13 protein-coding genes and 1 pseudogene are annotated in these 14,360 nt (G+C 53.2%); all 14 read right to left on the reverse strand.

From position 1 onward, the window contains the following. Position 1 precedes the first annotated feature (1 nt). Complete coding sequence (locus tag ACP7A4_RS20475) at positions 2-1,111, reverse strand: DegT/DnrJ/EryC1/StrS family aminotransferase (RefSeq protein WP_426248067.1); 1,110 nt, start codon at positions 1,109-1,111, stop codon at positions 2-4. Further along, on the reverse strand, positions 1,108-1,653 hold the full coding sequence (locus ACP7A4_RS20480) for a GNAT family N-acetyltransferase (RefSeq protein ID WP_426248068.1): 546 nt from the start codon (positions 1,651-1,653) through the stop codon (positions 1,108-1,110). Before ACP7A4_RS20480 ends, ACP7A4_RS20475 begins: the two co-directional genes overlap by 4 nt. After that, positions 1,643-2,059 (reverse strand): sugar 3,4-ketoisomerase, encoded by a 417-nt coding sequence (locus ACP7A4_RS20485; protein ID WP_426248087.1) that lies wholly within the window; start codon positions 2,057-2,059, stop codon positions 1,643-1,645. Before ACP7A4_RS20485 ends, ACP7A4_RS20480 begins: the two co-directional genes overlap by 11 nt. Before the next feature lie 9 nt (positions 2,060-2,068). Further along, positions 2,069-2,623, reverse strand: a pseudogene (rfbC, locus tag ACP7A4_RS20490) (dTDP-4-dehydrorhamnose 3,5-epimerase); the annotation flags it as partial. Continuing rightward, a complete protein-coding gene (gene rfbA, locus ACP7A4_RS20495) occupies positions 2,623-3,513 on the reverse strand; it encodes a glucose-1-phosphate thymidylyltransferase RfbA (RefSeq protein ID WP_059764122.1) in 891 nt (296 codons plus the stop codon). The gene rfbA and the pseudogene rfbC, both read right to left, overlap by 1 nt. A 165-nt stretch (positions 3,514-3,678) precedes the next feature. Further along, a complete protein-coding gene (rfaH, locus tag ACP7A4_RS20500) occupies positions 3,679-4,206 on the reverse strand; it encodes a transcription/translation regulatory transformer protein RfaH (protein ID WP_177332396.1) in 528 nt (175 codons plus the stop codon). Positions 4,207-4,315: 109 nt separating this feature from the next. After that, positions 4,316-5,773 carry an MBL fold metallo-hydrolase RNA specificity domain-containing protein gene (locus ACP7A4_RS20505; RefSeq protein ID WP_426248069.1) on the reverse strand — a complete coding sequence of 486 codons (1,458 nt, stop codon included), beginning with the start codon at positions 5,771-5,773 and terminating at the stop codon, positions 4,316-4,318. Between the two features lie 79 nt (positions 5,774-5,852). Beyond that, the gene (locus ACP7A4_RS20510; RefSeq protein WP_426248071.1) at positions 5,853-7,214 is read right to left on the reverse strand and encodes a Wzz/FepE/Etk N-terminal domain-containing protein; all 1,362 of its coding nucleotides are present in this window, start codon (positions 7,212-7,214) and stop codon (positions 5,853-5,855) included. Positions 7,215-7,523: 309 nt separating this feature from the next. Next, positions 7,524-7,772 (reverse strand): lipopolysaccharide assembly protein LapA domain-containing protein, encoded by a 249-nt coding sequence (locus tag ACP7A4_RS20515; RefSeq protein WP_426248072.1) that lies wholly within the window; start codon positions 7,770-7,772, stop codon positions 7,524-7,526. A 24-nt stretch (positions 7,773-7,796) separates the two neighbouring features. Beyond that, positions 7,797-8,093, reverse strand: coding sequence for an integration host factor subunit beta (gene ihfB, locus ACP7A4_RS20520; RefSeq protein WP_048365589.1), 297 nt, complete (start codon positions 8,091-8,093; stop codon positions 7,797-7,799). Positions 8,094-8,491: 398 nt separating this feature from the next. Then, positions 8,492-10,186 (reverse strand): 30S ribosomal protein S1, encoded by a 1,695-nt coding sequence (gene rpsA, locus ACP7A4_RS20525; protein WP_059764129.1) that lies wholly within the window; start codon positions 10,184-10,186, stop codon positions 8,492-8,494. Between the two features lie 123 nt (positions 10,187-10,309). Continuing rightward, positions 10,310-11,002, reverse strand: coding sequence for a (d)CMP kinase (cmk, locus tag ACP7A4_RS20530; RefSeq protein WP_426248073.1), 693 nt, complete (start codon positions 11,000-11,002; stop codon positions 10,310-10,312). Beyond that, on the reverse strand, positions 11,002-13,233 hold the full coding sequence (locus tag ACP7A4_RS20535) for a bifunctional prephenate dehydrogenase/3-phosphoshikimate 1-carboxyvinyltransferase (RefSeq protein ID WP_426248074.1): 2,232 nt from the start codon (positions 13,231-13,233) through the stop codon (positions 11,002-11,004). Before ACP7A4_RS20535 ends, cmk begins: the two co-directional genes overlap by 1 nt. Positions 13,234-13,237: 4 nt before the next feature. After that, positions 13,238-14,350 carry a histidinol-phosphate transaminase gene (gene hisC, locus ACP7A4_RS20540; RefSeq protein ID WP_059764133.1) on the reverse strand — a complete coding sequence of 371 codons (1,113 nt, stop codon included), beginning with the start codon at positions 14,348-14,350 and terminating at the stop codon, positions 13,238-13,240. Positions 14,351-14,360 lie beyond the last annotated feature (10 nt).

The raw sequence follows: 14,360 nt of genomic DNA on the forward strand, positions 1-14,360 counted from the left end.
ACTAATCGCGTACCGCAAAGGTGTTGCACGCACTGATCACAGCCGTGACTTGTTCGTCGGTCAATGTCGGTCCCATTGGCAGGCTAACGACTTGATCGTGAATCAGCTCTGAGACAGGCAGCGATAATTCGCTCAGCTCTTTATAAGCTTGCTGTTTGTGCGGTGGGATCGGGTAATGAATCAGTGTCTGCACACCTTGCGTCTGCAAGTACTGCTGGAACTCAGAACGGTGCGCACTGCGGATGACAAAAAGGTGCCATGCATGCTGACCCTGCTCTGGTACCTGCGGCAGAACGAGCAGCGGATTTTTGATTTCAGCTACGTACCGTTCGGCAATCTCGCACCGGCGCTGAGTTTCTTTATCCAGGTAGTTTAATTTCACACTCAAGACAGCCGCCTGAATCTCATCCAGGCGACTGTTCACGCCCTGATAAAGATTGCGGTACTTTTCATGAGAGCCGTAGTTTCTGAGTGCCAGTACCGTTTCTGCCAAGATCGGATCATTCGTGGTAATCGCGCCAGCATCGCCCAATGCGCCCAAGTTTTTGCCCGGATAGAAACTAAAACCTGCAGCATCGCCCCAGTTGCCTGCTTTTGTGCCGTCTATGTGAGCGCCATGAGATTGGGCACAGTCTTCTAGCACCAATAGATCGTGACGCTTGGCAAGCGTCATGAGAGCAGGCATGTCCACCAAACGGCCATATAGATGCACAGGCAAGATAGCCCGCGTTCTTGGCGTGATGGCTTTTTCAATCAACGTGACATCCAGGTTATACGTTTCTAGATCCGGCTCAACGAGCACTGGAACCAGGCCATTTGCCGAGATCGCCAAGATACTAGCAATGTAGGTATTGGCCGGGACGATCACTTCATCCCCGTCCTGAATTTTGCCCAGTACTTTCCAGGCAGACAGCACTAATGTCAGCGCGTCCAGACCATTGGCGACCCCGAGGCTGTACTCGGTGCCACAGTATTGCGCGAAAGCCGACTCGAAGGCTTTTAACTCATTGCCCTGAATGTACCAACCCGAATCTATTACACGGGAACAGGCCGCTTTCAGTTCATCAGCGTACTGAGCATTAATACTTTTCAAATCCAGGAACGGGATCATTTTTCTACCACACTGATGAAGTGACTGTTTTTTTCGAGAAAAGGCTTATACACCGCAGGCGTCATTACAAAATAGTCATTGTCTGCATCCTCACGGACCTTCTGTGCCCCCAGACGCTCGTGAAACTTAATAACGCCTCCATTCTCCTTTCTCACTTCGAAATGGCAGGACTTGAATCCCAGCTCCTCGAAGCCTACGGCGTACACCAGCATTGCACTTTCAATTGCGGCCTTGGGTGTTTTGTCTTTATTGAGAATCCAGCTGCCCCAAGAAAAAGAAGCCCGCCCGGGCTGGAAATCGTACAAGCGCACAGTGCCGACCGGCACATTGTTATCGATGCGACGGATCACAAAATAAAATTCATGCCCTTGTGCTTCACGCAGCTTGTAATTTTTTAACCACTCCGCCTGGCTGGCAACACCACCCGTCACGTGTGACAAGTGCGTGTTATATGTCGGGTCCACGCGCAAGGAGTGTATAAACTGCGCATCGTCGGGAACGGCAAGATCCAAGCGTATCGTTTTGCCTGATTTACTCTGCATCTTTACTTACCCATGACATGAACGATTCATAGTTACGAATATAATCACTCTCATCGTATTCATCACTTGCAAGCACCATCATCACGCAATCCGCAGAAAACTCATGCATCTCATGCCAGATTTTGCTTTTGATCAACACGCCTTTGTCAGGTCGGTCTAACCAGATATCTTTTTTGCTCGTACCATCGTCCAGCATCATTCGGCATCGACCCGATATGCAGACAGCCATTTGATCCAATTGCTTGTGCGCGTGAAAGCCGCGGCTGATATTTTCTTGCGTGCCAAACAGGTAATAAACCCTTTTGATCGTAAAGGGCACGGCCAGGCCGCGGGTTAAGGCAACCAGGCTACCCCGCTCATCACCGATAACTTTCAGGGTTCGAACTTCATCCGTTGACTCGGCCAGCCACGAGGGAAGTTCTGCCTGCTCTAACCGTGGTGCAATCTGGTCTTTATCACTGACCAGATAGTCTTCTAACGCAGGCCACTTAATGGCCAGCGTCGCATCATTCCAAAGCACGCTGCGCTCTGCATTTTTGTTGTAGAAGTTCGTGGTCTTGTAATGGAAATGGGTATTGTCTTCTAGTGCTACAAAACCATGTGCAAACCCTTCAGGTATCCACAGCATTTTTTTGTTTGATGCACTCAGCTCCACACCGATCCATTGGCCGAAGGTGGGTGAACCCTCCCTAATATCCACGGCAACATCGAACGCAGCACCTTGCGTCACGCTCACCAGCTTGCCTTGTGCAAAAGGCTCAAGCTGGTAATGCAGGCCGCGCAGCGCGCCTTTCTTTGAGCACGACTGATTGTCTTGTACAAACGGCTTGGGAATGGGGAGGCCCAACTGAAAAAGACCGTCTGCGAAACGCCGCTCATTGAAGCTTTCCATAAACCAACCGCGGTCATCTTCGAACACTTTAGGTTCGATCAACACCACGCCTGGCAAGGCCGTCTGGACGAAATTCATCAGGCTGATTTCTCCGACAACAGTTTGTAGAGGTATTGGCCATAGCCTGTTTTCTTGAGTTTTTCTGCCTGAGCACGTAGCACGTCAGCTGTAATCCAGCCGTTATTGAATGCAATCTCTTCAAGGCACGCCACTTTCAAGCCCTGACGCTGCTCGATGGTATGCACGAAATGACTCGCTTCGAGCAGGGACTCGTGAGTGCCAGTGTCTAACCAGGCAAACCCGCGCCCCAACATTTCTACGGTCAAACCTTTCTGGTCCAGATAGGCGCGATTCACGTCTGTAATTTCAAGCTCACCGCGCGGGGACGGTTTTATATTTTTGGCAATTTCTACTACTTGGTTGTCGTAGAAATACAAACCCGTTACCGCATAGTTTGACTTCGGCTTTTCAGGTTTCTCTTCAATACTTAATGCACGGCCCGTAGCGTCAAACTCGACAACACCAAAGCGCTCGGGGTCAGAAACATGATAACCAAACACCGTTGCACCACTGGCCTGCGACATTGCACTGCGCAAGTTATCCGAGAAGTGCTGACCGTAAAAAATGTTGTCGCCAAGAATCAAACAAACCGGGTCATTACCAATGAATGCTTCGCCAATGATAAAGGCCTGCGCCAGGCCATCAGGGCTTGGCTGCTCTGCGTAGCTAAGTTCAATACCGTACTGGCTGCCATCCCCCAATAATTTCTTGAAGCACGGCAGATCTTCAGGCGTCGAGATGATCAGAATTTCACGCATGCCGGCCAGCATGAGCACGGACAGCGGGTAGAAGATCATAGGCTTGTCGTAGATCGGCAACATCTGCTTGGACACGCCCAAGGTCAGCGGGTGCAGGCGTGTACCTGAACCACCTGCGAGGATGATGCCTTTACGGTTGATGGTGTTCATCTCTTGAACAATTCCTTATCTATTCAGTTCAACACCTGTAACGCTGACAGGCGAATGGTTGAGTTCTATTCTTGATTAAACACGCTACCGCCCCAGGATTGATCGTCAATTTCCTGAGAACGGTTTTAAATTCATCATTGCCCAGGCACGAAGCCTGAGGACAGCTTAGCGGCCAGCAATACGGGTTATGGGCAAAGTAATCTGTTGCTGCTGGTTCATCAAATGAATCAGCAATACCACTCTTTCATTCCCATCCATCGCCACGAAAATAGACTCAACGCCTTCGAAACCCTCATCAAGGATCGTGACTTCATCTCCGGGGCGATAGGCAGGAATCACATGCGTCTGCGCACGCAATTGCAGATGGGTTATCAACGCATGACTTACTGCCAAGGGCCGCCCGCCGAAAGCAACCACTCGGCTCACGCCACGGGTTGAACGCAAAGGTGCCCAATTGGCGTCATGTGGCATGCGAATGAAAAGATAGCCCGGGAACAAGGACTCTTCGATGAGCCGCTGCTTGCCACGCAATTGTCGTTCACGTCGACACGTGGGGCGTGAGCACACGTAGCCCTGACGCACGAGATTGTCTTCTGCTCGTTCATCCTGTTTGGGCTTGCATTGCACCAAGTACCAGTCGCCTTGCGCGGCAAGACTGGGTACCCGCTGCACAGTGGCTAGACGCTTATCCATGGACCATTCATTTATGCGTACTTCCGTGATTTTTCATCGTGCTTGTCGTTGCTTCGACAGCAAGTCGCAGTGTTTTTATCGTGATTGTGTGCATGTTGGCTGGCTTTTATCAGCCCGAGGGAATCAACAGGTTAACTGGCAGACTTTGAGTGCGGTACAACGCTTGCAGTTCAATCGCTAATGCCTCTTTTGCAGGCATCTCACCATGCACCAGGCGTATCTCCTCAGGCCACTGCCCTATCCTTGAGACGAAATGCAGTAAATCCTGCTGATCCGCATGTGCTGAATACCCGCCTATGCTGGTGATTCCTGCGCGAATAATACAGCGCTGGCCTTCCAATTCAACATAACCCCCACGGGGGCCAAATTTTTGTATGGCCGCACCAGGCGTGCCTTTTGCCTGATAACCGATAAAGAGTACGTTATGCCTGGGGTTTTCGAGCATAGCCTTCAGATAATTAACGATGCGGCCATTGGAGCACATGCCATTTGCAGCAATCACAATCGCCGGACGACCGGTGCTCTTGAGGTAGTTGACGGTTTGAAGGTGTTTCTTATGACTGTCGATGGTGATCAGCTGTGTAAACCGAAGTGGCTTACGACCACCTTTTAGACGCTGTTGCGCTCCATCCGCCCAAAAGCGTTCCAGGCTTTGATATTCATCTGTTAGCCGACTGGCCAGTGGCGAATCGAGAATGATCGGTAACTCTGGCCAATTGACGGGTAGCGTGCGGTCTACATCATCTGCGCCAGGCAAGTTCGCAAGCAGCGATTTACGATGGAGAATATCTTCGATTTCGTAAAGCAACTCTTGAGTACGCCCCAGACTGAACGCAGGAATCAAGAGCGTGCCGTGATCTGCCAACGCTTTCTCAATGGCACTTTCAAGCCGTGCCTGGCGGGTAGAACGGTCTTCATGCAGGCGATCGCCATAAGTGCTTTCAAGTACCAGCACGTCGGCTTTTTCGGGCGACACGGTGGCTGCCAGTAAAGGCGCATTCGAAGCCCCCAAATCGCCGGAAAAAACGATCCGCCGGTTCACGTTTAATTGGGGGTAGGTAAGGTCACACTCCACATAGGCAGAACCCAATATGTGACCTGCCTTTTGCAAACGGATCCGCGCCAGTAGCCCACCACTTTGCTCGATGACGAACCATTGATTGAAGGGCAAAGCGACAATCTGCTGTTGTACGCGCTTCACGTAACGCTTGATCTCCCTTTCGTCACGACTGAAGTCAAGCTTGAACGCATCCTCCAGCACTAATGGCAATAACTGCGCTGAAGGTTCACTGCAGAAAATTGGACCTTTGAAGCCTGCGGCCAACAAGTAAGGAATGCGCCCAATGTGATCCGCGTGCACATGGGTGACCACCAAGGCTTTAACATCACCCAGTTCAAAAGTAATAGCTGGCGTTTGCTCTTCACCGCCTCTACCAAGCGACTTGTCGCCACCTTGAAACAACCCACAGTCTATTAGCAGGCTGCTGTAGGCATCCATCTTCAATTGGTGACATGAACCTGTGACGCCCGTGACAGCGCCATGGTGAATGATGTTCGGGTAAGGCATAAGCTTGCTCTCGATACAGCTCCATGAAGAGGCAATTAGCCCACAAGTGAGACTGGGATTCAGCCAGTCTCGGGGCCGATCAGGATCGATCGTTTTGCAAGACTTTTCCGCTACCCTTTTCACTTGACAGTTTTGCTGTCATTACCGGCGAGCCAACCCCTGACAACTGAGCGCGGCGCGTGCCAAGCAAATGACGTATCAACACGATCAGAACGCCCAATATGGCACCCAGCAGCACCCCCAAAGCAAGGATCAGTGCCTTTTGGGGCTTAACGGGACGCATAGGTTCCAGGGCTTTACGGTCCACAGACACAAGCTTCAGATTGGAAATATCGAGATTGCTCAAGTTGCCAAGCCGCACCACTTCCGCACGCAGTGGTTCAACACCACTCAGGAAGACGTCTTCGTTTTGACGCTGCTTGAGAACCTCGACTTCACGATTGCTTTGCAGCAATTGCAATTCACGAGCAATTTGAGCAATGCGCCCCTCAGTAAAGTCATCGGTTTTGCGCTGTTGCAGTGCCGAGCGCTCGGCCTCAAGCGCTTCGACGCCCATAAAGTACAACGGGATTTGCTGGTTGTTGATTTCAGTGCGCATAACACTGGAATCACCCATACGGGCTGAATCACCCAGCGCAGAAGGTGTCGTCGGTTTTTGAATACCCAATGACTTTGCGATCCCGATCGCTTCAGTCAGTTGTGCCATACGGTCTGTACGCACAACTTTGAGCTGTTGGCGCAGCGCTTTGAGTTCATCTTGCAATTGCGCCCGCTTCAGATTGTCCGCTTCTTGAAGTTTGGCGATACGCGCCTCTTTGCCCATCTCGTAACTTGAGCGTGCGGCATCGATCTTACCTTTCAATTCGGTCAACCGATTATTGACGATCACTTTCAGGTCAGAGGCGATCTGTTCACGTTCAGCCTTGACTGCATAGTCGACAAAACCATTAAGGATCTGTACGCCATCAACGCCCTTGGGATAGTTCAACTCCAAGGCAATAAACGCACTTAAAGAATCTGCTTTTTTCGGATCGGGCAGGACAAGCTTCAACGAGTCTCGATTGAACTCCTCGAAGCTCTGCTCGAGGGTTCGCCCCGGGCGTTTGAACTGGGTAAACAGCTCTTGATTGTCACGGAAAAAACCTAACCTTGAATCATAAGACTCAAGGCTTGCACCCACTTTCAGCAATGCCTCACTCGGGGGGAGCGTGTAAACGCCTGACCGATTGAGCGCATCAAGCTCATTGATGGCGGCAGGCCGCAGTACGCTGGTGACTTGGTATTCAGGGGTGACAGCATAGACATAGCCCAATGCAACTAGCCCGCTGATGACCGTGGCGGCGATGATAATTTTCTTTTGCTGCCAAATAGCCTGGAACAAAGCAAACAGATCAATCTCATCCGACGATGAGCCACCGGGTATACGAGAAATACTAGTCACAACAAGGGCCTGCCTTCAAAAAGAAACTGCGGGCTCGTCATGCAGAAATTTTCTAACGTGCTTGGATTTGGTTTTTATTTTCTATCGGGTATTGGCATCACTGCGCACCAGATGAAGCACAAAAAATAGCTGGCAATCGAGAACAGCACGCATTCTGCCAGTATTACCAAACAATACAAGACTTGACAGTATGTAGGCATTTTCCTCCGACAAGACGCACAGATTGATCCGCACATACCCTACGAAGCAACTCGACACATCAACGCTCGGAAAACACCGTACTCACACAGCCCAATCAGATCTGCAGGGTTAAACAGTCCGCAATTTGCGTTTCAGCAAGGCAGATTTGCGCCAGTAGGCCAAGTAACCCAAGAGCGGACCAATCAGCAACCCGACCAGCAGCGCTCCGACAAAGAACAAAGAGGCTGGCAACTGAGGGGTGTGCCAGCCAAAAAAAGTCAATGATGCGGGCTGCTGGTTTTCGAGTATGAAAATAATTACACCAAAGAAAACCAGCAGTGCGACTACCCCAACAGCCGTGCGTTTAAAGCCACGCATGAGCGCCTCCTTCTTCCTTAAGGATCAAAGATCATCTTCCTCATCTTCGTTTACCCGATCGCGCAATTCCTTGCCCGGCTTGAAGTGAGGCACGAACTTACCGTCAAGACTGACAGACTGGCCGGTCTTTGGATTACGCCCAACACGGGGAGCACGGTAGTGAAGTGAGAAACTGCCAAAGCCACGGATCTCGATACGATCCCCTGTCGCCAGGCATTGTGACATTTGTTCAAGCATAGTCTTGATGGCAAGCTCCACATCTTTAGAGGAGAGCAGCCCTTGATGGGTGACAATTCGTTCGATCAACTCCGACTTCGTCATATTTTTCCCTTCTTTTTCAAGCAGCTAGATCAGCGCTCCGAAGGTTTTAGCATGATCAAATGATTTTGAACAGCCCAGGGATTGACTTATCTTCAGGAATATTGAAGGAACTTTTCATGAACCACCTTTGGCCGACTGCATCACGAGGCTGGGTGCAGCTGATACTCAGCGAAGCGATTCCTGACAGAAGCAATATTTATTAGCAGCCCACGACCACCCACATCGCCTCCCACCCACATGCGTCTCGCCCCTCCACCTTTTGAAGCCCCAGCAACCAACATTGCTGGCTAACGCTGTCTCCAGCCTCCGACTACCAAAGCCATAGGTGCGTTTGCGCATCAAATCGCAGGCACAAAAAAGGGCGACCTAAGTCGCCCTTTTTCATGGCCAATCAGAACTTAGTTCTGTTTTTCCATTTGTGCACGCAGCAGGTCGCCCAGAGTGGTCGGACCAGCAGCGATCTCAGAGGTAGCTGGCTTGTCGCGCAGGCTCTGGATTGCTTCTTTCTCTTCAGCATCATCTTTCGACTTGATGGAGAGTTGGATTACGCGGCTTTTACGATCAACGCTGATGATCTTGGCTTCTACTTCTTCGCCTTCTTTCAGAACGTTGCGCGCGTCTTCAACGCGGTCACGGCTGATTTCGGAGGCTTTCAGAGTCGCTTCGATATCGTTGGCCAGAGTGATGATGGCGCCTTTAGCGTCAACTTCTTTCACGATGCCCTTAACGATTGCGCCTTTGTCGTTCTCTTGAACGTACTCGGAGAACGGATCGCTTTCCAGCTGCTTGATACCCAGGGAGATGCGCTCACGCTCTGGATCAACAGACAGGATAACGGTGTCCAGCTCGTCGCCCTTCTTGAAACGACGTACGGCTTCTTCGCCCACTTCGTTCCAGGAGATGTCGGACAGGTGAACCAGGCCGTCGATGCCGCCGTCCAGACCAATGAAGATACCGAAATCGGTGATCGACTTGATGGTGCCGGAGATTTTATCGCCCTTGTTGAACTGGCCAGAGAAATCTTCCCATGGGTTAGATTTGCACTGCTTGATGCCCAGGGAGATACGACGACGCTCTTCGTCGATGTCCAGAACCATAACTTCCACTTCGTCGCCGACTTGTACGACTTTCGAAGGGTGGATGTTTTTGTTGGTCCAGTCCATTTCGGAAACGTGTACCAGACCTTCAACGCCTTCTTCCAGCTCAGCGAAGCAGCCGTAGTCGGTCAGGTTGGTTACACGCGCGGTAACGCGAGTGCTTTCTGGGTAACGGGCTTTGATAGCAACCCATGGATCTTCGCCCAGCTGCTTGAGGCCCAGGGAAACACGATTGCGCTCGCGATCGTATTTCAGAACCTTGACATCGATCTCGTCGCCAACGTTGACGATTTCGGAAGGATGCTTGATACGCTTCCAAGCCATGTCGGTGATGTGCAGCAGGCCATCGACGCCACCCAGATCGACGAATGCGCCGTAATCCGTGAGGTTTTTAACGATACCTTTAACTTGCTGACCTTCTTGCAAGGATTCCAGCAGCGCTTCACGCTCTGCCGAGTTCTCTGCTTCAAGTACGCTGCGACGCGAAACAACAACGTTGTTGCGCTTCTGGTCAAGTTTGATGACCTTGAATTCCAGCTCTTTGCCTTCCAGGTGCGTGGTGTCGCGCACTGGACGAACGTCAACCAGAGAACCTGGCAGGAACGCACGGATGCCGTTAACGTCGACAGTGAAGCCGCCTTTAACCTTACCGTTGATAACGCCCTTAACCACTTCTTCTGCTGCGAAGGCTGCTTCCAGAACGATCCAGCATTCAGCGCGCTTGGCTTTTTCACGGGACAGTTTGGTTTCGCCAAAGCCGTCTTCGACCGCGTCCAGCGCAACGTGAACTTCATCACCGATGTTGATGTTCAGTTCGCCAGCGTCGTTGTGGAACTGCTCCAGCGGGATGAGGCCTTCAGACTTCAAACCAGCGTGAACGGTTACCCAACCAGCTTGGTAATCGATATCAACGATGATAGCGGTGATGATAGAGCCTGCCTGAAGATTCAGGGTTTTTAGGCTTTCTTCAAAGAGTTCTGCAAAGCTTTCGCTCATTTTAATTCCTGTTGATCTAGGGCGAAGGAATACGCCCATCTGCCACATTCCAGACAATGTGGGTTACGTTCATATAAAAGAAGGCATGCAGGACTATTTCTGGTCTCCTGCACGCTTTCTTGGTCATCTGGCGATATCGCGCTGGGCGATCTCGCTTCTGATGCGTTCAAGCACCTGCTCGACAGATAACTCCGTAGAGTCTAGCTGTATGGCATCAGCCGCCGGCTTGAGCGGGGCTATTGCACGCTGCGTGTCACGCTTATCGCGAGCACATATCTCGTCCAGCAGACGCGGGAGACTAACATCATCGCCCTTAGCCTTCAACTGCAAGTAACGGCGCCGAGCGCGCTCTTCGGCGCTGGCCGTCAGAAAAATTTTCAGTGGCGCCTCTGCAAAAACCACCGTCCCCATGTCACGACCATCAGCAACCAAGCCAGGAAACTCCTGAAAAGCACGCTGACGTTCCAGCAAAGCCGCGCGAACCGCGGGCAAAGCAGCAACTTCGGACGCCCCGGCGGCTACATCCTCATTGCGAATATCCTGGGTGACATCTGCGCCCTCAAGAACAATCTTGGCTGGCGTACCTTCTGTCGCCCCGACGAACTGCACGTCCAGATGCCTGGCCAACTGACTCAACAACGCTTCGTTTTCCACACCTACCTTCACACCGTGATTACGGGCAGCCAATGCCAGCAAACGGTACAAGGCACCTGAATCAAGCAAGTTCCAGCCCAATTCCTTGGCCAGGCGCGCCGCGACCGTCCCTTTCCCCGAACCGCTCGGGCCATCAATAGTGATCACCGGCGCCTGATTCATCACGATTGCGCCTCTTGCGCTACACGCATGCCAACTTGTTTGCACAAGGCCAGAAAGTTCGGGAACGAGGTGGCAACGTTGGCGCAGTCATGGATACGGATAGGTGCAGTTGCGCGCAGCGAGGCCACACTGAATGCCATCGAGATCCGGTGGTCACCGTGACCGTGAACCTCGCCCCCACCGATGGAGCCGCCATCAATGATGATGCCGTCCGGGGTTGGCTCGCACTTCACACCCAAAGCCAGCAAGCCATCTGCCATGACCTGAATGCGATCGGACTCCTTAACCCGCAACTCCTCTGCGCCCCGCAGGATCGTGCGCCCTTCAGCGACCGCAGCCGCTACGAACAATACCGGGAACTCATCAATGGCCAACGGCACCAAGGCTTCAGGAATTTCGATGCCTTTGAGCCTGGCTGCACGCACATGCAGATCCGCTACAGGCTCGCCGCCCACTTCCCGCTCGTTTTCAAGGGTGATATCAGCCCCCATCAAACGCAGGATGTCGATTACGCCGGTACGGGTCGGGTTGATGCCGACATGCTCAAGCACCAGATCAGAACCTTCAGCGATCGAGGCCGCCACCAGGAAGAAGGCCGACGAGGAAATATCGCCCGGCACTTCAATGTGTGTCGCTGTCAATGTGTGACCCGACTCAACAGAAGCCGTTGCCCCGTCAACAGTTACCGGGTAGCCGAAACCGCGCAGCATGCGCTCGGTGTGGTCACGGGTCGGCGCCGGCTCTGTGACGGAGGTTTTGCCCTCAGCGTACAAGCCGGCCAGCAGCAGGCAGGACTTCACCTGAGCACTGGCCATCGGCAAGGTGTAATCCATGCCCTTGAGCTTGTGACCGCCACGAATGGTCATCGGCGGACGACCCTCGGCAGCCGTCTCAATGACCGCGCCCATTTCACGCAACGGATTGGCCACCCGATTCATTGGACGCTTGGTGAGCGACGCATCGCCTGTCAGGGTGGTATCGAAGGGTTGAGCAGCCAACAAACCCGACAACAGGCGCATCGATGTCCCGGAGTTGCCCAGATAAATTGGACCAGGCGGCGCTTTCAAGCCATGCAGGCCAACCCCATGAATGGTCACGCGACCATGATGCGGACCTTCGATGACCACGCCCATGTCACGGAATGCCTGCAAGGTTGCCAGGGCGTCTTCACCCTCAAGGAAACCTTCCACTTCTGTGGTGCCTTGCGCCAAAGAACCCAGCATGATCGAACGGTGAGAAATGGATTTATCGCCTGGTACACGAATCCGGCCAGTTGCTTGGCCACCAGGGTTTGCCAGGAAAATCAGATCTTTAGAATTCATAGGGTCCACATATGCCCGGCGGGCCAGGATTTTACCGAAATGCTCGCGGGCAACCCGGGCGCGCGTGAACACGCCCAATAGCTGGTGCCCGTCCCCTGCATCGACCGCGTCGCGCAAGGCGTCGAGATCAGTGCGAAATGTATCCAATGTGCGCAGCACCGCCTCGCGGTTCGCAAGGAAGATGTCATGCCACATCACCGGGTCGCTACCTGCGATTCTTGTGAAATCGCGGAAGCCACCCGCTGCGTAACGAAAAATGTCGAGGTTCTCATTGCGCTTGGCAAGTGAGTCAACCAAACCGAAGGCCAGCAAGTGTGGCAAATGGCTAGTTGCCGCCAGGACTTCATCGTGACGTTCAACTTGCATATGCTCGACGTCAGCCCCAAGGGCGCGCCACATTGCGTCAACCACAGCCAACGCAGCAGCATCGGTCTCGGCCACCGGCGTCAAAATAACTTTGTGCCGCTCGAACAGGCTGGCATTGGACGCTTCCACGCCGCTCTGCTCTGACCCTGCAATCGGATGCCCCGGTACGAATCGCGCCGGCATGCCACCAAATGCCTGAGTTGCCGCACGCACGACATTGCCTTTGGCACTGCCCACGTCGGTCAGTATCGCCGGTCCCAGATCCATACCCGCCAACAGGGCGAGCATTTTTTCCATCGCCAGGATCGGCACGGCCAACTGAATCACATCAGCGCCCTTGCACGCCAGCGCCAAATCAGTTTCACAGCGATCGACCACGCCCAGCTCAACAGCCAGTGCGCGTGACGCCGCGTCGAGATCGACGCCCACCACCTCTGCACACAAACCACTTTCACGCATGCCCTTGGCGAAAGAGCCGCCAATCAGACCCAATCCAACCACCACCAAGCGCCCAAAAACAGGCCTGACACTCTGACTCGACATAACATCAACCACGAACAAGCACCTTGGCCAACGCCTCAAGCAAGCGAATGTTTTCCGCTGGCGTACCAATCGTGATGCGCAAGTGGTTCGGCATGCCGTAGTTGGCCACCGGACGCACAATCACACCTTCACGCAGCAGACCCTGATACACAGGCGCCGCTTCTTGCCCAAGGTCCAATGCAATAAAGTTGCCTTTGGAAGCAATCCAGCTCAAGCCCAATACCTGGAAGCCATCCTGCAATTGCTGCATCCCGGCGTCGTTCAGACGGCGGCTTTGTGCCAGGTAATCCGTGTCCTGCAGTGCTGCGCAAGCAGCGGCCAACGCCAGACTGTTCACGTTGAATGGCTGCCTGACGCGGTTCAACACATCAGCCACAACGGCTGTCGACAGGCTGTAGCCAACACGTAACGCCGCCAGGCCGTATGCCTTGGAGAACGTACGCGACACCAGCAGGTTTGGATAAGCGGACAAAAACTCGAGACCATCCGGCAAGTCACCGCCGTCTGCGTATTCGATATAGGCCTCATCCAGCACCACCAGCACTCCCGGTGGAACGTCCTGCAAAAACTCGTTCAAGGCATCTGTATCGAACCAGGTCCCTGTCGGATTATTCGGATTGGCGATGAACACCACGCGCGTGTTGCAGTCGATTGCAGCCAGCATGGCAGGCAAATCATGGCCCCATGCCTTGGCTGCAACAACACGGGCTTGCGCTCCCACCGCCTGGGTCACAATCGGATACACCGCAAAGGCATGCTCACTGAACACGGCATTCAAGCCCGGCGCCAGATAGGCGCGCGCCACCAGCTCCAAAATGTCATTGGACCCATTACCCAGCGTGACCTGATCCATCTGCACATCACAGCGCTCGGCCAGCAAGCTTTTGAGCGCAAAGCCATTGCCATCGGGATACCGCGTTAGCTCAGCCAGCGCATCATTTATAGCTGCCAGTGCCCTGGGGCTGGCGCCCATAGGGTTTTCGTTGCTCGCCAATTTGACGATGGTTTCAGGGCTAATGCCCAGCTCACGCGCCAACTCGTCCACAGGCTTGCCCGGGACGTAAGGCGAAAGTTGTTGCACGCCCGGCTGTGCCAGGGCGAGAAAATCACCGCTCATGTCAAACCGC

It is taken from the genome of Pseudomonas sp. TWR3-1-1, from assembly GCF_049896545.1.
Lineage (GTDB): Bacteria > Pseudomonadota > Gammaproteobacteria > Pseudomonadales > Pseudomonadaceae > Aquipseudomonas > Aquipseudomonas weihenstephanensis.